Genomic DNA, 19,906 nt, shown 5'->3' with positions numbered 1-19,906 from the left:
GGCCCCGACCTTGCGGATCAGTGGGCGACCTCCCGATGTCGACCCGCCACCCCCTCGCTCTCCCCCCGAGCCGAACGATCGATCCGCGTGCCAGCGGATCGGTCTAGGCGATCGCTCCCCGCTCTGCGAAACGTGACCACCCTCTCCGGCCGACCGCGCCGAGCCCGGCGGGGACGGGCTCGAAGGAAGATCAGCCGAGGCTCGCGACCCACTCCGAGCTGCCGTCGACGAAGGACTGCTCCTTCCAGATCGGCACCGACGCCTTGATGTCGTCGACCAGTGCCGCGCAGGCTTCGAAGGCCGCCGCGCGGTGGGCCGAGGCCACGGCGCAGGCGAGGGCGAGGTCGCCGACCACGAGGTCGCCGATCCGGTGCACGGCGGCGATCCGGACGTCGGGCCAGCGCTCGGCGATGCGGCGGGCGGAGGCGAGGAGTGCGGCGGGGGCGTCCGGGTGCGCCTCGTAGGACAGTCGGAGCACGCCGCGGCCCTCGTCGTGGTCGCGGACGACGCCCGCGAAGGTCACGACGGCGCCGTGCGTCGGGGAGTCGACCGCCTGCTCGCACTCGTCGACGGTGATGGCCTCGGCCGCGAGCCGCGCGAGGGCGACCGGCTCAGCGGGCATGGTCGCCGCCTCCGAGCTGGTCGAGCAGGTGCCCGATCACCGGGTCGAGCACGTCGATCCCGTCGCGGACGCCGCCGGGGGAGCCGGGGAGGTTCACCACGACGGTGCGGCCGCTGACGCCGGCGAGCCCGCGGCTGAGCACGGCGGTCGGGACGTGGGCGGCGCCCTTGGCGCGCACCGCCTCGGCGAGGCCGGGCAGGGGCCGCTCCAGGAGGGGAGCGGTCTGCTCCGGGGTGACGTCGCTCGGGGCGACGCCCGTCCCGCCGGTGGTCACGACCACGTCGACTCCGCTGCCGATCGCGTCGGCGATCGCCTCGCCCACCGCGTCGCCGTCGGCCACGACGACCACGCGGGACTCCCAGCCGCGGGTGGTGAACCAGGCCTCCAGCGCCGGTCCCGTCCGGTCCTCGTACACGCCGGAGGCGGCACGGGTGGAGGCGACGACCGCCACCGCCCGCCGCGTCACGGGGTTCCTCCGCTCGTCCACGAGCCGCTCCTCCCGCCCGCCTTCGCGAGCACACGGATGCCGGTGATCGCGGCACCGCGATCGACCGCCTTGATCATGTCGTAGACCGTGAGGGCGGCCACGCTGACCGCGGTCAGCGCCTCCATCTCGACGCCGGTGCGCCCGGTCGTGCGCACGCGCGCCTCGATCCGGACGCGGCCGTCCTGCGGCTCGAGGTCCACGTCGACGCCGTCCAGCGCCAGCGGGTGGCAGAGCGGGATGAGGGTAGAGGTCGCCTTCGCGCCGAGGATCCCGGCGATCCGCGCCACGCCGAGCGCTTCGCCCTTGGGCAGCTCGCCCTGCTCGAGGAGCCGCACCACCTCGGGTGAGGTCTCGACGTAGCCCTCGGCGACGGCGGTGCGCGCCGTGACCTCCTTCGCGCTCACATCGACCATGTGCACGGCTCCGTCGCCGCGCACATGGGTGAGCCGATCGCTCTCAGTCATCGATCCTCCAGATCTCGACCGTGTCGCCGGTCGCTGCGTGGTCCGTCCCGACGGGGACGTGGATGAGCACGGTGGAGCGGGCGTAGGACGCCAGCAGGTGCGAGCCGGGCCCGCCCACCGGGTGCACGAGGCCCTCGTCGTCGAGGACTCCGCGGCGGATCTGGTGCAGGTGCGCGGGCGAGTCGAGCGCCGTGCCGAGGCGCGCACGGAGCCGCGGCCGCTCGGCGGGCGTCCGTCCCGCGAGCGAGCGCAGCACGGGCCGGAGGAACACCTCGAACGAGACCAGGGCGCTCACCGGGTTCCCGGGAAGCGAGACCACCGGCAGGTGCAGCCCCTCGGCCACGCGCACGAGACCGAGGCCCTGCGGGCCGCCCGGCTGCATCTCGACGTGGCCGAACTCCGAGCCCGCCGGGCCGAGCGCGTCGCGGACGACCTCGTAGGCGCCCGCGCTGACACCGCCGACCGTGATCACCAGGTCGGCCGCGCCCGCGTGCTCCTCGAGCAGCGCCAGGAGGTCCTCGGCCCGATCGCTCGTGCAGGCGGCGACGACGGGCAGCGCGCCCGCCTCGCGGACGGCCTCGGCCAGCAGGGCGCCGTTCGCGTCGTGGATCTGCGCCTCCTCGAGGACGGCGCCTGCGGGACGGATCTCGTTGCCGGTGGGGACGACGAGCACCCGGAGTCGCGGCAGCACCTCCGCCTCGGTCAGCCCGAGGGAGGCGAGGAGTCCGTAGTGGGCCGCGCGGAGGACCGTGCCGGCCGGGAGGGCGAGCTCGCCGCGGCGGGCGTCGCTGCCCCGGGCTCGGACGAAGGTCGCCGGCACCACCGGGTGCGCGAAGGCGACGCTGCCCTCCGCGGGGAAGCGCGGAGGATCGACGCGCTCGACCGGGACGACGGCGTCGGCCCCCACCGGCAGCGGCGAGCCGGTCATGATCGGTGTCGCCGTGCCGGGCTCGTGCCGCGGCGCCCGGTCGCCCGCGGGGATCGGCGCCGAGACGGGCAGGGCGACGGGATGCTCCGGCGCCGCCGCGTCGAGGTCGGCCGCCCGCACCGCGAAGCCGTCCATCTGCGAGTTGTCGAAGCGCGGCAGGTCGAGCGGGGAGTCGACGGAGCGGGCGAGGACCCGCCGGTCGTACGCGCCCGTATCGGCGGCGACGGCGGCCGGATCCAGGCTCAGCGTCTCGCGGGCACCCCGCGTGGCCAGCGGCGCGAGCAGCGCCCGCACCCGGGCTGCGTGCAGGTCGATCGAGGTCATCGTGTCCTCTCGCGAGCGGCGGAGCCCGACCGGCGGCGGGACCGAGTCCATCTTGCCGGGTCGCGCCCGGTTCCGCGGCGTAGTGTGAGCGGATGAGCACAGCACTGGGGATCCCGGGCTTCCGGCCCCGACAGCGCAGCGCGGTCCTCCCGGCCGACCGCCCCGCCACCCCGCTCCTCCTGGACACCTACGGGCGCGTCGCGGACGATCTGCGGATCTCGCTGACGGACAAGTGCAATCTGCGCTGCACCTATTGCATGCCGGCGGAGGGCCTGCCGTTCCAGCCGCCCGCGTCCCTGCTCAGCCGTGAGGAGATCCTCCGCCTCGCGCGCATCGCCGTGGAGCAGTTCGGCGTCCGCCAGATCCGCTTCACCGGCGGTGAGCCGCTCCTGCGCAAGGACCTCGTCGACATCATCCGCGACGTCGCCTCCCTCGACCCGCGCCCCGAGATCTCGCTCACCACGAACGCGATCGGCCTGTCGGGTCGGGCAGCGGCGCTCGCCGACGCCGGCCTGAACCGCGTCAACGTCTCGCTCGACTCGATCTGCGCCGAGACCTTCGCGAAGGTCACCCGTCGCCCGTTCCTCGACCGCGTGCTCGCGGGCATCGACGCGCTCGGTCCCGCCGGCCTGGACCAGACCAAGATCAACGCGGTGCTCCTGCCCGGGATCAACGACCACGAGGCCCCGGAGCTGCTCGCCTGGGCCCTCGCGGGAGGCCACCAGCTCCGCTTCATCGAGCAGATGGCGCTCGACGCCGACCACGGCTGGGACCGCGCGACCATGATCACCGCCGCGGACATCCGGGCGCTGCTCTCGGAGCGCTTCTCGCTCAGCCCGCACGCGGCCCCCCGCGACGGCGCCCCCGCCGAGCTCTTCGACGTCCGCGAGGCCGGGGGGTCCGAGGTTCTCGGCCAGGTGGGGATCATCGCGTCCGTCACCGAGAACTTCTGCGACGACTGCCGCCGCACCCGGCTCACCGCCGAGGGCGGTGTCCGCAGCTGCCTCTTCTCGAACGAGGAGACGGACCTGCTCGGCCCGATGCGCGCGGGCGCGGACGACCACGAGGTCGCCCAGCTCTGGCGCGGGGCGATGTGGGCCAAGCCCGCGGGACACGAGATGAACAGGGCGGGCTTCGTGCAGCCCGATCGCACGATGAGCGCGATCGGCGGATGAGCATGCGGGTCCGCTACTTCGCGGCGGCCAAAGCCGCCCTCGGCCGTGGTTCCGACGAGCTCGACGAGGTGCCCGACCTGGGCGCTCTCGAGGAGAGACTCGTCGCCTCCGCGCCCTCGGCCGCCGACGTGCTCGCACGGTGCACCTACCTGGTCGACGGCGTGTCGACCGCGAACAGGGCCACGCCGCTGCGTCCCGATGCCGCGGTCGACGTCCTGCCGCCGTTCGCCGGCGGCTGACCCCGAAGAGCCCTCCGTGACGAGCCGTCCTCGACCGGACCGGTGCGTCCGATCCGCGCGGTCCGCAGCAGGTGCGTCCGCGCTTCTGGAGGACGCTGCATCCCGAGGACGGACTGGTCCTGTCCCGCCGCACAGGGACCCGCGGGACGCCTCCCTCGGACCCGCGTGCGGCGGGGCAGGACCGGATCAGCGGCCGATCCCGTGCGTCACGGGCACAGGACGTTGGTCATCGTGTCGAGCACGTTGCGGTTCTGCACGTCGAGGAATCCGAACGCCGAGGAGACTCCGGTGGCGACCAGCACGCCGCTGACAAAGGCCCGGCCGTCCCGGGTCACGTAGGCGTCCGGCGCGAAGATGGTGGCGTCGGAGGGCACACCGGAGGCGACGCGGATCTGCGGCTGCGTCCTGTCCGCGAACGCGCCGTACCGGACGAGAGCGCCGTTCTGGATCACGTCCACGACGTCACGGTTCTGTCGATCGCGGTAGGCGTCGGCACTGGTCACCCCGGTGGCGACCAGGATGCTGCTGTTGAAGAGGCGCCCGTCCGGCGTCAGGTGGTACGAGGGCGCCAAGGCCGTCGATCCTGCCGGAACGTTCCTGGCGTAGACCTGGTTCTTCGTGGAGGAGATGTAGCGGACGAGCTCCGAGCCGACGATCACGTCGATGACGTCGTTGTTGCTCTGGTCGCGGAAGGAGTCCGCGCTCGTCACTCCGGTGGTCACGAGGGCTCCGCCGGCGCGCCGCAGCTCGCCGTTCGGTGTGACGTAGAAGGCGGGCGCATGGACCGTCGATCCGGCCGGCACGCCGCTCCCGATGGCCTTCGGTGCGGCGTCTCCGGTGACGAAGCGGTAGAAGACGCCGTCGACCACGAAGTCGGCGACGTCGTGGTTCTGCTCGTCGCGGAAGCCCTGGACGCTGGTGACGCCGCGCGCGATCCGGCCCCCGCCGTGGTAGAGCTCGCCCGACTCCGTCAGGTAGTACCGGGGTCCGACGGTCTTGGCTCCCGAGGGCACGTTGCCGTTCGACTCCGTCGTCGTCCGTCCGCCGTCGGTGACGTACCGGACGGCGGTCCCCGTGGTCGCGGTGGTGCTCGCGGTCGCCGTCGCGCCCGCGGCGCCGGAGACGGCGGAGAGGGTGATGCCGTTCTGCGCCACGTTCCCGGCCGTGACCGGGATGCTCACGCGTCCGTCCGCGCCGGTCGTCGCCCTGACGGTCTGCGCGCCGCCGCTGGTCAGGCCGGCGGGGAGAGTGATGGTGACCGTATCGCCGGCAGCGGGAGCGCCGTTGGTCGTGGCGAGGACGGAGACCGTTCTCGTGGTGCAGGCGGGGAAGGAGTACGCCGGGGCGTCGAAGGCGAGGGTGAGGCCGGTGGACGCGGCGGCCGCGGGGGTCGCGACCGCCGCGGCGACGACGGGGACGGACCAGGCCGCACCCGACATGATCGTCCGCCGGGCGGGCCCCCCGCGGGTCGAGTCGATCCGCGGGGGGAGGGAGCGCGAGTGCGCTGCCGTCGGGTCCAGGGAGTTGGTGTCCGTCATGGTGTTCCTTTTCTTTCTTTCGTGCGAGGGGTGGTGGACGCGCCGATCCTGCCGAACGTCCGGCCTCCGGTCGACGCGGAACGGGCCGCGACGAGGTTCCATGCCCGACCGTGGACGTTCCGTTGCGCCGCCGGACCGGGGGAGCCGCTCAGGCCGCCTCCTCGCCGGGAGCCCGTCCGGCGCGGGGGACGCGGCGGCCCACGTCAGCTCGCGTCGTCGATCCGGCGGAGGGTCCGCTGCATGTGGATCCGCGAGCTGAAGCCGGCCGACCGCGCCACGCGGTCCAGGTCCGTCGCCGCCCGCGGGCCGAGCTCGTCGAGGAGGCGCTGCGCCTCGAAGGCCCGTGCGCGCTCGATCCGCTGACGAGGGGTGGTGCCGGCGGCCGAGAACGCCCGGTGCAGGTGGCTGACCGACACGCCGAGGCGCTCCGCCAGCGTCTCCACCGTGAAGGAGCGGTCGCGGTAGTGCCGCTCGATCAGGCGCGTGCCGTTCGCGTACACGGCGGCGGGGGACCGGTCCTCCCGGTCGGGGGAGGGCAGCAGCGCCGAGAAGGCCGAGGCCAGGAGGTGCTCGCTCGCGATCTCGAAGTGCTCGAAGGCCGCGTCCGAGGGCTCGACGCCGAAAGTGAGGACGGTGTTCGCCGCACCGGTGAGTGCGCGCCAGTAGGCCTCGGGGAGGGCGAGGACCCGGTCCGTGAGCGAGGCGAACTCGCTCGCGCGGAGCACCGAGGGGCGCAGCTGCCACTCGAAGCGCGCCCACGGACTGAGCGCAGCCGCGTACTGCACCGTCGAGGCGCGGGTCACGAGAGCGCTGCCGGCCGGGAGCCGGTGGTCGCGGCCCCGGGCGGAGAGGCGGCCGGTCCCGTCGAGGCTGAAGAGCACGCGGAGCCTTCCGGGATGGGGGAGGACCTCGAACTCCCCGGTCTGCAGCCAGGCGCGGCTGAGGCTGAGGCGCGGCGAGACGATCGCGTCGCAGACGGCACCTCGCGGCAGGGGGCGCCGCGGAATCCAGCCGAGCCGGCGCAGCCGCCTCTCGGCGGGACTCCAGACCTCAGGCATCACGCCTCCGCGCCGGGGTCGAGCGGGTCGGGAGGATCGAGCAGCGCCGCCTGCCGCGCGGAGTGCGGTGAAGGCGTCGGCATGGGTGCTCTCCTCGGAACGGTGGCCGCGAGCACGCCACCGCCGATCAGCTTCGGACACTGCTCCGCCCTGATCCGCGGAGAAGGACGGATCCTCTCCGCTGCGAGCACCGAACATCCCGGGTCGCCGATCGGCAGGGCGCTGGGTGCGCCTCACCCCTCCCGTTCCGCGGCGCACGCGGCCGCGGGGCGGGTCACCGCTCCCGCCACGACGCCATCCCGCCGTCGAGCGAGTCGGACGCCACGCCCGCCGCCGCCGCGCGCTCCGCCGCGAGACGCGACCGGACCCCGGAGGCGCAGTGCAGGACGAGCGGACCGGCCGGCAGAGCGGCGGGGTCGAAGCGCGACATCGGCATCCGCACGGCACCGGGCACCGCGACGGACCGGTCCTCGTCGTCCTCGCGGAGGTCGACGACGCTCGGGGGCGTCGGCCCGGCCAGCCGCTCCCGCAGCTCGGCCGCCGTGATCGAGCCCGCCGCGGCCCGCCGCTCCGGGACCGGCGGCACCCGCCGCTCGAGAGGGAGCTCGGCCCAGGAGGAGTCGAGAGCGTCGTGCACGAGGACGCGACCGAACAGCGGCTCGCCCGCCCCGGTCACGAGCTTCACGACCTCGGCCGCCATGGCCGAGCCGATCAGCGCGCAGAGCGCGCCCAGCACGCCCACCGTCGAGCAGCTGTCGCCCGCGTCCTCGGCCTCGGGGTGCAGTGCGCGCAGGGTCACCCCTCCGCCCGGGGCGCCGGCCCAGAAGGTCGAGAGCTGTCCGTCGAAGCCGAGTGCCGATCCCCAGACGTGCGGGATCCCGGCGCGCGTCGTCGCGTCCGAGGCGAGGTAGCGCGCGCCGAAGGTGTCGAAGCCGTCGACCACGACGTCCCAGCCCGCCACCAGGGCGTCGACGTTGGCCGAGGTCAGCGACACCGGGAAGGCCCGGGCGTCGATGCCGGGGGAGAGCCGCCGCGCGGTCGCCGCCGCCGACTCCGCCTTCGACCGGCCCACCGAGGAGTCGTCGTGCGCCGTCTGCCGCGCCAGGTTCGAGAGCTCGACGACGTCGCCGTCCACGATGCCGAGCCGCCCGATCCCGGCCGCGGCGAGCGCCGTGATCACCGGCGAGCCGATGCCGCCCGCGCCGAGGATCAGCACGCGCGCGTTCCGGAGGCGCCGCTGTCCGAGCTCCCCGAGGGGCGCCAGGCGGATCTGCCGGGCGAACCGCTCGCGCTCGGCGGCGGTCAGCGGCGGTCCGGGCTCGACGAGCGGGGTCATGAGAGCTCCTTCCTCCACTGGCCCTCGTGGGCGACGGGGGTGAAGCCGACGGCCTCGTTCACGGCGAGCATCGGTCGGTTCTCCTCGGCGTTCCAGGTGGAGACGGCCCGGCAGTCCGGGGCGGTCCCCTCCGCCTCCACAGCGTCGCCGATCGCGGTCAGGGCGAGGAAGTCGCTCCAGCCGTGGGCGCCCACGGCCTCGGGGATCGCGAGCTCGCGGATCCGGAGCGCCGGGTCGGAGGTGCGGTTCACCACCCCAGTGTGCACGTCCCGGCGCCCGCGGCGGCCTCCTGCGCCTGTTCCGGTGCGGGATCGCGGCGGTCCGTCGGCCGGTCGGGGCTCCGCCTCCCGGCCCGGCCGCGGCCGTCGGCTACCGTGGAGGCGTTGTGGACGGGAGCGAGGCGGCCGGGTGTACCTGAAGAGCCTGACCCTCAAGGGGTTCAAGTCCTTCGCTCAGCCGACCACGTTCGCCTTCGAGCCGGGGGTCACCTGCGTCGTCGGCCCCAACGGCTCGGGCAAGAGCAACGTCGTCGACGCGCTCGCCTGGGTGATGGGGGAGCAGGGGGCGAAGACGCTCCGCGGCGGCAAGATGGAGGACGTCATCTTCGCGGGCACCTCCACCCGCGGACCCCTCGGCCGCGCCGAGGTCGCGCTCACCATCGACAACTCGGACGGCGCCCTGCCGATCGAGTACACCGAGGTGACGATCACCCGGACCCTCTTCCGCAACGGCGGCAGCGAGTACGCGATCAACGGACGCGGCTGCCGGCTGCTCGACGTGCAGGAACTGCTGAGCGACTCCGGTCTCGGGCGCGAGATGCACGTCATCGTGGGGCAGGGACAGCTCGACGCCGTGCTGCACGCGACCCCCGAGGAGCGGCGCGGGTTCATCGAGGAGGCCGCCGGGATCCTCAAGCACCGCCGCCGCAAGGAGAAGACGCTCCGCAAGCTCGAGGCGATGCAGGCCAACCTGACCCGCCTCTCCGACCTCGCGGGCGAGATCCGGCGCCAGCTCAAGCCCCTCGGACGCCAGGCCGAGGTCGCACGGCAGGCGCAGACGATCGCCGCCGTGGTGCGCGACGCCCGGGCGCGCCTGCTCGCCGACGACGTGGTCGCGCTCCGGACCGCTCTGGACGGCTTCGCCCGCACCGAGAGCGAGCGGCACAGCGAGCGGGTGGTCCTGCAGCAGCGGCTCGAGCAGGCGACGCTCCGGCGAGCGCGGATCGAGGCGGAGGCGGTCGGCGACGCGGTCGACGACGCCCGGCGCACCTCGTTCGAGCTGGAGTCGGTGCAGGAGCGGCTGCGCAACCTCTCGGCCCTCGCCGGGCAGCGGCTCGCGATGCTCGAGCTCGAGTCCGAGCAGCCGCAGATCCAGCCGCGCGTGACGCCGGCGCAGGTGGAGGAGGCGCGGGTCGAGCTGGAGCGCCTGCGGCAGGCCGTCCTCGACGCGGAGACGGCGTGGGTCCAGGCGCAGCGCACGACCGTCGCCGCCCGCTCCGCCCTCGACGCGGTCGACGAGGAGATCGCCGCGCAGGCGGCCCTCGTCTCGCGCTACGACCTCGAGCTCTCCACCCTCTCGGGGCAGGCCGACACCGCCGCCTCCCGTCTCGCGTCCGTCCGGGGCGAGGTCCTGCGCGCGCAGAACACCCTCGACGCGGCCGACCGGCGGAAGGAGGCGGCGCGGCGGGCGCTCGACGCTCTGGAGACCGAGCTGGACGACGCGGGCCGCGGCCCCGACGGCGGCCTCGACGAGGGCTACGAGCTCGCCCAGTCCTCGGTCTCGGCCGCCGAGGGCGGGATCGAGCGGCTGCGCGAGGAGCTGCACGCCCTGGAGCGCGAGCGCGAGGCGCTGGCCGCCCGCACGGGTGCCCTGTCGCTGGCCCTCGACGTCTCGGACGGCTCGGCCGAGCTGATCGCCGCCCGGATCGAGGGGGTGCGCGGCCGGGTCGCCGAGCGGATCCAGGTGCGGCCGGGCTCCGAGGCCGCGATCGCCGCCGCCCTCGGCGCGGTCGCCGACGCCGTGCTGGTCGAGTCGACAGCCCGAGCCGACGCGGCTCTGGACGCCGCGCTGGAGCGCGATCTCGGACGCGTCGAGCTGCTGGTCGCCGACGCCGCCCGGCCGCACGTCGCTCTCACCGTTCCCGAGGGGGCGGAACGCGCGGGTGACCTCGTCACGGCGCCGGCCGGGGTCCTCTCGCTCCTCGAGCGTTTCCTCGTGGTCGAGGACCTCGCCGCGGCGCGGCGCCTGAGGGAGCGCATCGATCCGGGCACCGTCCTGGTCACCCGCGACGGCGCGACCGTCTCCGACGCCGTGCAGAGCGCCGGCTCCGGCGGGCAGCGCAGCCGGATCGAGCTCGTCTCCGAGCGCGACTCCGCCGCCGCCCGGCTGGAGGAGGTCGAGGGCGGGATCGACCGGCTCCGCTTCGAGCTCGCCGAGCAGACCGGTGCGCTCCGCGGCGCGAAGGAGCAGGCCGCGAGCGCGCTCTCGGCCCTCCGCGAGCACGACGCCGCCCGTGCCGCCCACACCGAGCGGCTCGGCGGCGTGCGCGCCCAGCTCGAGGCGGCCACCGCCGAGCACGGCCGGGGCTCGAGGGCGCTGGCCGTCGCCTCGGACCGGGTCGGCGACGCCGAGCGCGCGGCCCAGGAGTCGAGGTCGGCGCTCGACGCCGCGCGCGCCAGGCCCCGGCCGGTGCTCGACGCGAGCGCGCGCGACGGTCTGCAGAGCGACGTCGACACCGCACGCGAGCGCGAGATCGAGGCGCGGCTCGGCGTCGAGACCGCCAAGGAGCGGGTGCGGGCGGAGCAGTCCCGCGGGGAGGCGCTTGCCCGCCAGCTGGCCGCCGACCGCGCCGCGGCCGACGAGGCCGCGCGCCGCGCCGTGATCCGCCGTCGCCAGCGCGACGCCGCGGCCGAGGTGACCGCCGCGCTCCCCGCCGTCCTCGCCTCCGTCGACCGCTCCGTCCAGCAGGCCCGGGCCGAGCTCGTCGCGGCCGAGGCGGCGCGCTCGCAGCAGAACGCCGAGCTGCAGGGGCTCCGCCGCGAGGAGGGGAGCGTGCGCGACCGGCTCCAGTCCGTCACCGAGAGCGTGCACGGCCTCGAGCTGCAGATCTACGAGAAGAGGCTGCAGCTCACCGGTCTGCTCGAGCGCGCCGCATCCGAGCTCGGGCTCGCCGAGGACGTGCTGGTGGAGGAGTACGGTCCCGGAGTCGGCGTCCCCGACGAGACGGACGAGGAGCAGGAGCCGCGGCCCTACGTCCGCGAGGAGCAGCGCCGCCGCCTCGAGAAGGCCGAGAAGCAGCTCGGGCAGCTGGGCCGCGTCAATCCGCTCGCGCTGGAGGAGTTCGCCGCGCTGGAGCAGCGGCACGCGTTCCTGACCGAGCAGCTGGCCGACCTCACCGGGACCCGGCGGGACCTGCTCACCATCATCGAGGAGCTCGACGAGACGATGCAGACCGTGTTCGCCTCCGCGTTCGACGACACGCAGGCGGCGTTCGCGGACGTGTTCCCCGTCCTCTTCCCCGGCGGCACCGGCAGCATCCGCCTGACCGACCCGGAGAACCTGCTCACCACCGGCATCGAGGTCGCGGTGCGGCCGGCCGGCAAGAAGATCGAGCGGCTGTCGCTCCTCTCCGGAGGGGAGCGCTCGCTCGCGGCCGTGGCGTTCATGGTCGCCATCTTCAAGTCGCGGCCGAGCCCCTTCTACATCATGGACGAGGTGGAGGCCGCCCTCGACGACGCGAATCTCGGCCGACTGCTCAGCATCTTCGAGGACCTGCGCACCTCGAGCCAGCTGATCGTCATCACCCACCAGAAGCGGACCATGGAGATCGCGGACGCCCTCTACGGCGTCTCGATGCGGCAGGACGGCGTCTCGGCCGTCGTCGGCCAACGCGTCGCCGCGCCCCCGGCCTGAACCCGCCTCCCCGACCGCTCCGAGGCGCGCCCGCCGGTAGCCTGGACCCATGGCAGAACGCACCTCCTGGTCGCTCGGCCGCGCACTGCGCGGCCTGTTCGAGAAGCGCACGATCGACGACCAGACCTGGGACGACCTCGAGACGGCGCTGATCACCGCCGACTTCGGCCCCGACATCACCGAGGAGATCGTCGACGACCTCCGCGCCAAGGTCGCCCGCTACTCCACCACCGACCCGCGCGACCTGCAGCGGATGCTCCGCGAGTCCCTCGAGGAGCGTCTGTCGAAGTACGACACGACCCTCAAGCTCAGCGAGCGCCCCGCCGTGATCCTCGTGGTCGGCGTGAACGGCGTCGGCAAGACCACGACCATCGGCAAGTTCGCCAAGTTCCTCCGCAACTACGGCCGGAGCGTCGTGGTCGGCGCGGCCGACACCTTCCGCGCCGCGGCGGTCGACCAGCTCGCCACCTGGGCGCAGCGCGCCGACGCCCAGATCGTCCGCCCGCAGCAGGAGCGCCAGGATCCGGCGTCCGTCGCCTTCCAGACCGTGCAGTTCGCGAAGGACACCGGCGTCGAGATGGTCATCATCGACACGGCCGGCCGCCTGCACACCAAGGGCGGGCTGATGGACGAGCTCACGAAGATCAAGCGCGTCATCGAGAAGCAGGCCCCGATCTCCGAGATCCTGCTCGTGCTCGACGCGACGACCGGTCAGAACGGGCTGAGCCAGGCCGAGGCGTTCATCGAGCACGCGGGCGTCACCGGCCTCGTCATCACCAAGCTCGACGGCTCCGCGAAGGGCGGCTTCGTCCTCGCGGTCCAGGAGCGCACCGGCATCCCGATCAAGCTCGTCGGTCAGGGCGAGGGCATCGGCGACCTCACCGGCTTCACCCCCCACGTCTTCGCCCAGCAGCTCGTCAGCTGAGCGGCCCCGCCCGGGACGACGCGCCGGCGCCGTCCCGGTGGCGGGCTACACGGCCTGCGAGAAGCCCAGTGCCGCGTCGGCGAGGTGGCGCAGGTGCTCCGGGACCGGCAGCCCCTTCGACTCCATCGAGCGCGCCCAGAGCCGGCCGGCCCGGTAGGAGGAGCGGACCAGGGGCCCCGCGAGGACGCCGAGGAAGCCGATGTCCTCGGCCTCTTCCTTGATCGCCACGAACTCCTCCGGGTGCACCCAGCGGTCCACCGGCAGATGCCGCGGCGTCGGGCGGAGGTACTGCGTGATGGTCACGATGTCAGTGCCGGCGTCGTAAAGGTCCTGCAGCGCCTGCGAGATCTCCTCCCGCTCCTCGCCCATGCCGAGGATGAGGTTCGACTTCGTGATCAGCCCCGCCTCCCGGCCCTGGGTGAGCACGTCGAGCGAGCGCTCGTAGCGGAAGGCCGGCCGGATGCGCTTGAAGATCCGCGGCACCGTCTCGACGTTGTGGGCGAACACCTCCGGCTCCGCGTCGAACACCCGCTGCAGGTGCTCGGCGCGGCCCGTGAAGTCCGGGACCAGGATCTCGACCCCCGTGCCCGGAGCCTGGGCGTGGATCTGGCGGATGGTCTCGGCGTAGAGCCAGGAGCCCTCGTCCGGCAGGTCGTCGCGGGCGACTCCGGTGACGGTCGCGTAGCGGAGCTTCATCCGCGCCACGGACTCGCCGACGCGCCGGGGCTCGTCCGCGTCGTAGTCCGCGGGCTTCCCGGTGTCGATCTGGCAGAAGTCGCAGCGGCGGGTGCACTGGGCGCCCCCGATGAGGAAGGTCGCCTCGCGGTCCTCCCAGCACTCGAAGATGTTGGGGCAGCCCGCCTCCTGGCAGACGGTGTGCAGCTCCTCGCTCTTCACCAGCGACTGCAGCTGCCGGTACTCCGGGCCCATCGAGGCCTTCGTGCGGATCCACTCGGGCTTGCGCTCGATCGGCGTCTCGGCGTTGCGGATCTCCAGCCGCAGGAGCTTGCGGCCGCCGGCCTCGGCGCTCACGCGGCGACCTCCTCGATGCGGGCGGAGAAGGCGGGGGCCGCCTCCGAGAAGCGCGCCGCCACTCGCGCCCGCACCGCCTCCATGGGCGGAGCCTCGCCGCGCTCGCGCTCGAGCGTGGTCACCCCGGCGTCGGCGATGCCGCAGGCGACGATGCGGGCGTAGGGCTCGAGGCTGTTCGAGACGTTGAGGGCGAAGCCGTGCATCGTCACGCCCGAGGCGACGCGGATGCCGATCGCGGCGATCTTGTCGGCGCCGCCGTCCCTCGGGATCCACACTCCCGAGCGCCCGTCGACGCGCCGCCCCTGCACGCCCAGGTCGTCGAGAGCGGCGATCAGCACGCCCTCCAGCGAGCGGACGTAGGCGACCACGTCGACGGGCTCTCCGAGCCGCACGATCGGGTAGCCGACGAGCTGGCCCGGGCCGTGCCAGGTGATCCGCCCTCCGCGGTCGACGTCGACCACGGGCGAGCCGTCGTCCGGGCGCTCGTGCGCCTCGGTGCGCTTGCCGGCGGTGTAGACGGAGGAGTGCTCGCAGAGCACGAGGGTGTCCGGCCTCGAGCCCGCCACCACCTCGGCGTGCAGGCGGCGCTGCAGCTCCCAGCCGTCGGTGTAGTCCAGGGGATCCGCGGAGTCGCCCGCCACCAGTGTCTCGATCACCGGGCCACCCTAACCCTGTTCTTGGACCCGGACCAGTTAATCCGCTCCACGGTGATCGCGCCGATCGCGAGCCGATCGGCGGCCGCGCCCGCCGACCCTCCGGGCCTCCGGTAGAATTCCGGGCATCATGGCTACTTTCGGCACCCTCTCCGATCGACTCGTCGAGACCTTCAAGAACCTCCGCACGAAGGGCAAGCTCTCCGCGTCGGACGTCGACGGCACCGTCCGCGAGATCCGGCGGGCCCTCCTCGACGCCGACGTGGCGCTGGAGGTCGTGAAGGAGTTCACCGGCAAGGTGCGCGAGCGCGCCCTCGGCGACGAGGTCAACAAGGCGCTCAACCCGGCCCAGCAGGTCGTCCAGATCGTCAACGAGGAGCTCGTCGCGATCCTCGGCGGGCAGTCGCGCCGGCTCGAGTTCGCCAAGCGCCCGCCGACCGTCATCATGCTCGCCGGCCTCCAGGGCGCGGGCAAGACGACCCTCGCGGGCAAGCTCGGCAAGTACCTCGGCAAGGACGGCCACACCCCGCTGCTCGTCGCGGCCGACCTCCAGCGCCCCAACGCCGTGCAGCAGCTGCAGGTCGTCGGCGAGCAGGCCGGGGTCGCGGTCTACGCGCCGGAGCCGGGCAACGGCGTCGGCAACCCGGTCAAGGTCGCCCAGAACGCGATCCGCTTCGCGACCGACAAGCAGTACGACACGGTCATCATCGACACGGCCGGACGCCTCGGCGTCGACGCCGACATGATGAAGCAGGCCGCCGACATCCGCCGCGTCACGAACCCCGACGAGGTCCTGTTCGTCATCGACGCGATGATCGGCCAGGACGCGGTCGCGACCGCCAAGGCCTTCCAGGAGGGCGTCGACTTCACCGGCGTCGTCCTCTCCAAGCTCGACGGCGACGCCCGCGGAGGCGCGGCGCTCTCGGTCGCCTCGCTCACCGGCCGCCCGATCCTCTTCGCCTCCACGGGCGAGTCGCTCGACGACTTCGAGCAGTTCCACCCCGACCGCATGGCGAGCCGCATCCTCGACCTCGGCGACGTGCTGACCCTCATCGAGCAGGCCCAGTCCGCGTTCGACGAGGACGAGGCGCGCAAGATCGCCGAGAAGATCATGGGGGACACGTTCACCCTCGACGACTTCCTCGGCCAGATGCAGCAGCTGCGCAACATGGGCTCGATCAAGAAGATGATCGGCATGCTGCCCGGTGCGAAGGGCATGCGCGAGCAGCTCGACCAGTTCGACGAGCGCGAGATCGTGCGCACCGAGGCGATCATCCAGTCGATGACGAAGGCGGAGCGGGTCAACCCGAAGCTGCTCAACGGCTCGCGGCGCCTGCGCATCGCCCGCGGCTCCGGCATGACGGTCACGGACGTCAACCAGCTCGTCCAGCGCTTCGAGCAGGCCGCCAAGATGATGAAGACGGTCGCCAAGGGCGGCATGCCTTCGGTCCCCGGCATGGGCCCCGTGCCCGGCGCCGGCTACCAGGGCCGCCCGAAGCCGCAGAAGAAGAAGAGCAGCAAGTCCGGCAACCCCGCCAAGCGCGCGGCCGAGAACGCGGCGATCACCTCCGGGCCCCGCCCGGGCGACGCGGGCGGCTCCGGCTTCGGCCTGGGCGGCGGCGCCGGCAAGGGCGCCCAGCCCACGCCGGAGGAGCTCGAGCAGCTGCAGAAGCTCCTCGGGCGATGAGGCGGGTCGCGGCCGGACGCGCGGGCGGGATCCTCGTCCTCGCGGCCGTGCTCGGGCTCACCGGCTGCGCCGAGGGCTCCGGGGTCGACGCGATGACGGCGCCCTCCCCGGAGGACCTGGTCGGCCGCTGGGTGACGGGCGTCTCCTACGACGCGCCCGACGTGCCGTTCCTCCTGATCGCGGAGGACGGGTCCTGGACGGGCTCGGACGGATGCAACGGCGCGCAGGGCGAGTGGTCGATCGACCAGGAGGGCGCCCTCACCGTCTCGGCCGGGCCGAGCACGCTGATCGCCTGCGACGGCGTCGCACTGCCGATGATCTTCTCGGAGGCGGCGATGGCCTCGATCGACGGCGGACGGCTCCGCCTGTTCGACGACGAGGGGGCCACCGTCGTCAAGCTCGCCCGCTCCACGAGCGACGAGGCGCCCTCGGCGTCGCCGGACCCGGCGGGGGAGTAGCGCGCCGTCCCTCCGGGGGCCGCAGCGGGGATCCCCGTGAGGCGCACCGCTCGCTAGCGTGAGGGCATGACAACCGCACACGCGCGCCCCGTCCGCATCGGCGTCCAGATCGCACCGCAGCACGTCCCCTACGAGGTCATCCGCGACACGCTCGCCCAGCTCGAGGACCTCGGCGTCGACATCGCCTTCAACTGGGACCACTTCTTCCCGCTCTCGGGAGAGCCGAACGGCCTGCACTTCGAGGGCTGGAGCATGCTCGCGGCCTGGGCCGAGCAGACCAGCCGCATCGAGTTCGGCCCGCTGGTCACCTGCAACAGCTACCGGAACCCCGACCTCCTCGCCGACATGGCGCGCACGGTCGACCACATCAGCGCCAAGGGCGCCGAGGGCCGTCTGATCTTCGGCATCGGCTCGGGCTGGTTCGAGCGCGACTACGAGGAGTACGGCTACGAGTTCGGCACTCCCGGCTCCCGCCTCGACGAGCTCTCCGAGGCGATGCCGCGCATCCGCAGCCGGTGGTCGATGCTCAACCCGGCGCCCACCCGCGACATCCCGGTGATGATCGGCGGCGGCGGCGAGAAGAAGACGCTGCGGATCGTCGCCGAGCACGCCGACATCTGGCACAGCTTCTCGGACGTCCCGACGCTCGAGCGCAAGCTCGGCGTGCTCTCGGAGTGGTGCGGCCGCGTCGACCGCGACCCGGCCGCGATCGAGATCTCGACCGGCGCGAGCGTGCGCGGCGGTGTCGGCGACGCCTCCTTCGACGTGCTCGACCAGCAGTACGACCTGGGCGCCCGCCTGTTCACGCTCGGCATCACCGGTCCGGACATCGACCTCGCGCCCGTGCGCGACCTGCTCGGCTGGCGCGACGGCCGGAACAGCACCGCGCGCTGACCCGGCGGGGCGCCGTCACGGCGGCGCCCCGCGTCGGAGTCAGGCCGCCGGCGCGTCCGTCGCCTTCTGGCCGGTCGGCACCGCCCGGGCGAGGCCGGACTTCTCGGCCGCCACCTCGAAGGCGTCGGCCAGGGCGCGCTGGCCCTCGACGGTGGGATGCACGCCGTCCTCGCCGAGCAGCCCGTCCTCGCGGAGGGGGTCCGGGTACTCCAGCGCACCGCCGCCGGCGGCCGTCACGGCCTCGACCAGCGCCGCGTCGTACTCGTCGAGATCGGAGGGGCGCGGGTCGGGGCCCCAGACCGAGTCCAGCGCGATGAGCCGGGCCGAGGGCGAGGTGGACACGATCGCGTCCACCGCCGGCCCGATCGCGGCGTCCACGTCCTCCGGATCCCAGCCCAGGTCGTTGCTGCTGGCGATCAGCACGATCGCGTCGGGCCGGGTGTCGGCGATCTCCTCCGCGCGGTCGCCGATCGCGACGCCGCAGTCGCCCGGTTCGATGAAGCCGCCGCCGTCGCAGCCCAGGTTCGTGACCTCCCAGCCGAGGTCGTCGCCGACGAGTGCGGGCCAGGCCTGCTCCGGATCGACCGTCAGACCGCGCACGATGCTGTCGCCGACGATCGTCACCCGGGAGCCGGCGGGCAGGGAGCCACCGATCGAGAGCGGAAGCGGATCGGCGGTGACGGTCGGGAGGGGAGTGGCGGTGCCGGCGGGGGACGCGGTCGCCGGGCCGGTCGTCGTCGAGGACGAGCAGCCGGCGAGACCGAGGGCCAGCGCGCCGATCGCGGCTGCGGCGAGGAGGGCGGGACGCGTCACGAGCGGGGATCCCGGAGCCCGTCGCGCAGCTCGCCCGCGAGCGCCCGGACCACCGCCTTGAGGTCGCCGTCGTTCGCCGCGGCCGTCCGCAGCTGGCGCTGATAGCTCGCTCCCGCGACCAGGATCAGCTCGACGTCGCCGAGCTCCCTCACGCAGTCGAGGCGCTCGGCGACCGGTGCGAGGGTGACGAGCAGGTCGCGGATGTCGTCGGTGACCAGCCGCTCCGCTCCGGCGGCGTCGAGGATGATCTCGGCGTCGAGTCCGTAGCGGGCCGCGCGCCACTTGTTCTCGCGCACGTACCAGGGCTGCATCGTCGGAAGGTCCTCGCCCGCGTCCAGCCGCGACGAGAGGTGCTCGACGAGGCACTGGATCAGCGCGGCGACCGCTCCGATCTCCTCCGCGGAGGAGAGGCCGTCGCACGCGCGCATCTCGAGAGTGCCCCACTGCGGCGAGGGGCGGATGTCCCAGCGGACCTCCGTGTGGTCGTCGATGACGCCGGTGCGCATCATGTCGTCGACGTACTCCTCGTAGTTCGCCCAGGCACCGAACTGCGGAGGCAGGCCCGCCGTCGGCAGCTGCTGGAACATCAGCGCGCGGTTCGAGGCGTAGCCCGTGTCGACTCCGCCCCAGAACGGGCTCGACGCCGAGAGCGCCTGCAGGTGCGGGTAGTAGTCGAGCAGGGAGTTGAGGATCGGCAGCACCTTGTCGCGGTGCTCGATGCCGACGTGCACGTGGATGCCCCAGATCATCATGTTCCGGCCCCACCACTGGGTCCGGTCGATGAGGCGGTGGTACCGCTCCTTGTCCGTGATGGCCTGGTCGAACCACTGCGCGAACGGGTGCGTGCCCGAGCACACGAGGTCGAGTCCCATGGGGTCGGTGATCTCGCGCACCTGCCGCAGCTGGTCCTGCAGATCGGCGACCGCGTCGCGGACGGAGGTGTGCACGCCGGAGACCAGCTCGACCGTGTTGCGCAGGAGCTCGCCGGTGATGTGCGGGTGCGGGGCGCCGTCGTCGCTGCGGAGCGCCTCCAGCACCACATCGGCGACGTTGGCGAGATCGCCCGTCTGCCGGTCGACGATCGCGACCTCCCACTCGATCCCGAGCGTGGAGCGGTCTGATGCGGCGAAGCTGATCTCCATGGCGTGGTCCTCATCGGATCCGGGCGTCCGCCGATCGGGACGCGCCTCGCCATCCTGCCACCTGCGGCCGGGACGGACGCCGAGCCCCGGCGGAGGCCTTCCCGGTCCCGCGAGGCCCGCTCCCGCGAGGGTGCCGCTGGGCGGCGGCGTGCCGGGCCCGCACCGGGGCGGTTTTTCTGGCAGAATGATCCGTCGGGTCCGAGGCGGTCGACCCTCTAC

19 protein-coding genes are annotated in these 19,906 nt (G+C 73.6%); 7 read left to right on the top strand and 12 right to left on the bottom strand.

The window, feature by feature from the left end; genetic code table 11:
• Window positions 1-190 precede the first annotated feature (190 nt).
• From C5B95_RS08205 to glp, 4 genes are read right to left on the bottom strand one after another with little or no spacing between them, the layout of a single operon-like run.
• Complete coding sequence (locus C5B95_RS08205) at window positions 191-622, bottom strand: molybdenum cofactor biosynthesis protein MoaE (RefSeq protein WP_104232481.1); 432 nt, start codon at window positions 620-622, stop codon at window positions 191-193.
• Window positions 612-1,109 carry a molybdenum cofactor biosynthesis protein B gene (locus C5B95_RS08200; RefSeq protein ID WP_244229433.1) on the bottom strand — a complete coding sequence of 166 codons (498 nt, stop codon included), beginning with the start codon at window positions 1,107-1,109 and terminating at the stop codon, window positions 612-614. The genes C5B95_RS08205 and C5B95_RS08200 overlap by 11 nt, the downstream gene beginning before the upstream one ends.
• On the bottom strand, window positions 1,085-1,573 hold the full coding sequence (gene moaC, locus C5B95_RS08195; RefSeq protein ID WP_104232482.1) for a cyclic pyranopterin monophosphate synthase MoaC: 489 nt from the start codon (window positions 1,571-1,573) through the stop codon (window positions 1,085-1,087). Before moaC ends, C5B95_RS08200 begins: the two co-directional genes overlap by 25 nt.
• Entirely contained in the window at window positions 1,566-2,825 is a 1,260-nt protein-coding gene (gene glp, locus C5B95_RS08190) for a gephyrin-like molybdotransferase Glp (RefSeq protein ID WP_104267298.1), read from the bottom strand. Before glp ends, moaC begins: the two co-directional genes overlap by 8 nt.
• Window positions 2,826-2,917: 92 nt before the next feature.
• Here glp and moaA point away from each other — a divergent pair, with 92 nt between their 5' ends.
• A complete protein-coding gene (moaA, locus tag C5B95_RS08185) occupies window positions 2,918-4,000 on the top strand; it encodes a GTP 3',8-cyclase MoaA (RefSeq protein ID WP_104348913.1) in 1,083 nt (360 codons plus the stop codon).
• The gene (locus tag C5B95_RS08180) at window positions 3,997-4,239 is read left to right on the top strand and encodes a MoaD/ThiS family protein (RefSeq protein WP_104247637.1); all 243 of its coding nucleotides are present in this window, start codon (window positions 3,997-3,999) and stop codon (window positions 4,237-4,239) included. The genes moaA and C5B95_RS08180 overlap by 4 nt, the downstream gene beginning before the upstream one ends.
• A 206-nt stretch (window positions 4,240-4,445) precedes the next feature.
• On the opposite strand, the gene C5B95_RS08175 is transcribed toward C5B95_RS08180, so the two are convergent.
• The 4 genes from C5B95_RS08175 to C5B95_RS17995 form a co-directional block, all read right to left on the bottom strand.
• A complete protein-coding gene (locus C5B95_RS08175; protein ID WP_104348912.1) occupies window positions 4,446-5,777 on the bottom strand; it encodes a hypothetical protein in 1,332 nt (443 codons plus the stop codon).
• A gap of 203 nt (window positions 5,778-5,980) precedes the next feature.
• The gene (locus C5B95_RS08170) at window positions 5,981-6,835 is read right to left on the bottom strand and encodes an AraC family transcriptional regulator (protein WP_181068032.1); all 855 of its coding nucleotides are present in this window, start codon (window positions 6,833-6,835) and stop codon (window positions 5,981-5,983) included.
• 274 nt (window positions 6,836-7,109) lie between these two features.
• Window positions 7,110-8,171, bottom strand: coding sequence for a ThiF family adenylyltransferase (locus tag C5B95_RS08165; RefSeq protein ID WP_104283551.1), 1,062 nt, complete (start codon window positions 8,169-8,171; stop codon window positions 7,110-7,112).
• On the bottom strand, window positions 8,168-8,422 hold the full coding sequence (locus tag C5B95_RS17995; RefSeq protein WP_181068031.1) for a hypothetical protein: 255 nt from the start codon (window positions 8,420-8,422) through the stop codon (window positions 8,168-8,170). The genes C5B95_RS08165 and C5B95_RS17995 overlap by 4 nt, the downstream gene beginning before the upstream one ends.
• Before the next feature lie 157 nt (window positions 8,423-8,579).
• On the opposite strand from C5B95_RS17995, the gene smc reads away from it, so the two are divergent.
• Both smc and ftsY read left to right on the top strand, forming a co-directional pair.
• The gene (gene smc, locus C5B95_RS08155) at window positions 8,580-12,083 is read left to right on the top strand and encodes a chromosome segregation protein SMC (RefSeq protein ID WP_104348910.1); all 3,504 of its coding nucleotides are present in this window, start codon (window positions 8,580-8,582) and stop codon (window positions 12,081-12,083) included.
• 49 nt (window positions 12,084-12,132) lie between these two features.
• Window positions 12,133-13,008 (top strand): signal recognition particle-docking protein FtsY, encoded by an 876-nt coding sequence (gene ftsY, locus C5B95_RS08150; protein ID WP_104223920.1) that lies wholly within the window; start codon window positions 12,133-12,135, stop codon window positions 13,006-13,008.
• 45 nt (window positions 13,009-13,053) lie between these two features.
• On the opposite strand, the gene lipA is transcribed toward ftsY, so the two are convergent.
• Together lipA and lipB are read right to left on the bottom strand one after the other, a co-directional pair.
• Window positions 13,054-14,040 carry a lipoyl synthase gene (gene lipA / locus C5B95_RS08145; protein ID WP_104256304.1) on the bottom strand — a complete coding sequence of 329 codons (987 nt, stop codon included), beginning with the start codon at window positions 14,038-14,040 and terminating at the stop codon, window positions 13,054-13,056.
• Window positions 14,037-14,696, bottom strand: a complete 660-nt coding sequence (lipB, locus tag C5B95_RS08140; protein WP_104238539.1) for a lipoyl(octanoyl) transferase LipB — start codon at window positions 14,694-14,696, stop codon at window positions 14,037-14,039. Before lipB ends, lipA begins: the two co-directional genes overlap by 4 nt.
• A 127-nt stretch (window positions 14,697-14,823) precedes the next feature.
• Between lipB and ffh the strand changes: the two genes are divergently transcribed.
• From ffh to C5B95_RS08125, 3 genes are all read left to right on the top strand, one after another.
• Entirely contained in the window at window positions 14,824-16,380 is a 1,557-nt protein-coding gene (gene ffh, locus C5B95_RS08135) for a signal recognition particle protein (protein WP_104226882.1), read from the top strand.
• Window positions 16,377-16,838: an META domain-containing protein gene (locus tag C5B95_RS08130; RefSeq protein WP_104348909.1), complete on the top strand. Its 462-nt coding sequence runs from the start codon at window positions 16,377-16,379 to the stop codon at window positions 16,836-16,838. Before ffh ends, C5B95_RS08130 begins: the two co-directional genes overlap by 4 nt.
• Window positions 16,839-16,904: 66 nt before the next feature.
• Window positions 16,905-17,732: an LLM class F420-dependent oxidoreductase gene (locus C5B95_RS08125; RefSeq protein WP_104348908.1), complete on the top strand. Its 828-nt coding sequence runs from the start codon at window positions 16,905-16,907 to the stop codon at window positions 17,730-17,732.
• 39 nt (window positions 17,733-17,771) lie between these two features.
• Here C5B95_RS08125 and C5B95_RS08120 read toward each other — a convergent pair whose 3' ends face one another.
• Both C5B95_RS08120 and C5B95_RS08115 read right to left on the bottom strand, forming a co-directional pair.
• Window positions 17,772-18,545 (bottom strand): SGNH/GDSL hydrolase family protein, encoded by a 774-nt coding sequence (locus C5B95_RS08120; protein WP_104348907.1) that lies wholly within the window; start codon window positions 18,543-18,545, stop codon window positions 17,772-17,774.
• Window positions 18,542-19,687, bottom strand: coding sequence for a glutamate--cysteine ligase (locus C5B95_RS08115; RefSeq protein ID WP_104348906.1), 1,146 nt, complete (start codon window positions 19,685-19,687; stop codon window positions 18,542-18,544). The genes C5B95_RS08120 and C5B95_RS08115 overlap by 4 nt, the downstream gene beginning before the upstream one ends.
• Between the last annotated feature and the right edge of the window lie 219 nt (window positions 19,688-19,906).

Source organism: Rathayibacter sp. AY1A7 (genome assembly GCF_002930845.1).
In the GTDB taxonomy this organism is placed as follows: domain Bacteria; phylum Actinomycetota; class Actinomycetes; order Actinomycetales; family Microbacteriaceae; genus Rathayibacter.
Note: the sequence above shows the minus strand (reverse complement) of the source record. Positions and strands in the feature narration are given on the sequence as shown.

Bases quoted from the DNA above. Each gene is read 5' to 3' on its own strand.
- C5B95_RS08170 (WP_181068032.1), bottom strand. From the start codon at position 6,835: ATGCCTGAGGTCTGGAGTCCCGCCGAGAGGCGGCTGCGCCGGCTCGGC.
- C5B95_RS08125 (WP_104348908.1), top strand. From the start codon at position 16,905: ATGACAACCGCACACGCGCGCCCCGTCCGCATCGGCGTCCAGATCGCA.
- ffh (WP_104226882.1), top strand. From the start codon at position 14,824: ATGGCTACTTTCGGCACCCTCTCCGATCGACTCGTCGAGACCTTCAAG.
- ftsY (WP_104223920.1), top strand. From the start codon at position 12,133: ATGGCAGAACGCACCTCCTGGTCGCTCGGCCGCGCACTGCGCGGCCTG.
- glp (WP_104267298.1), bottom strand. From the start codon at position 2,825: ATGACCTCGATCGACCTGCACGCAGCCCGGGTGCGGGCGCTGCTCGCG.
- C5B95_RS08205 (WP_104232481.1), bottom strand. From the start codon at position 622: ATGCCCGCTGAGCCGGTCGCCCTCGCGCGGCTCGCGGCCGAGGCCATC.
- C5B95_RS08175 (WP_104348912.1), bottom strand. From the start codon at position 5,777: ATGACGGACACCAACTCCCTGGACCCGACGGCAGCGCACTCGCGCTCC.
- C5B95_RS08130 (WP_104348909.1), top strand. From the start codon at position 16,377: ATGAGGCGGGTCGCGGCCGGACGCGCGGGCGGGATCCTCGTCCTCGCG.
- C5B95_RS08115 (WP_104348906.1), bottom strand. From the start codon at position 19,687: ATGGAGATCAGCTTCGCCGCATCAGACCGCTCCACGCTCGGGATCGAG.
- C5B95_RS08165 (WP_104283551.1), bottom strand. From the start codon at position 8,171: ATGACCCCGCTCGTCGAGCCCGGACCGCCGCTGACCGCCGCCGAGCGC.
- moaC (WP_104232482.1), bottom strand. From the start codon at position 1,573: ATGACTGAGAGCGATCGGCTCACCCATGTGCGCGGCGACGGAGCCGTG.
- C5B95_RS08180 (WP_104247637.1), top strand. From the start codon at position 3,997: ATGAGCATGCGGGTCCGCTACTTCGCGGCGGCCAAAGCCGCCCTCGGC.
- moaA (WP_104348913.1), top strand. From the start codon at position 2,918: ATGAGCACAGCACTGGGGATCCCGGGCTTCCGGCCCCGACAGCGCAGC.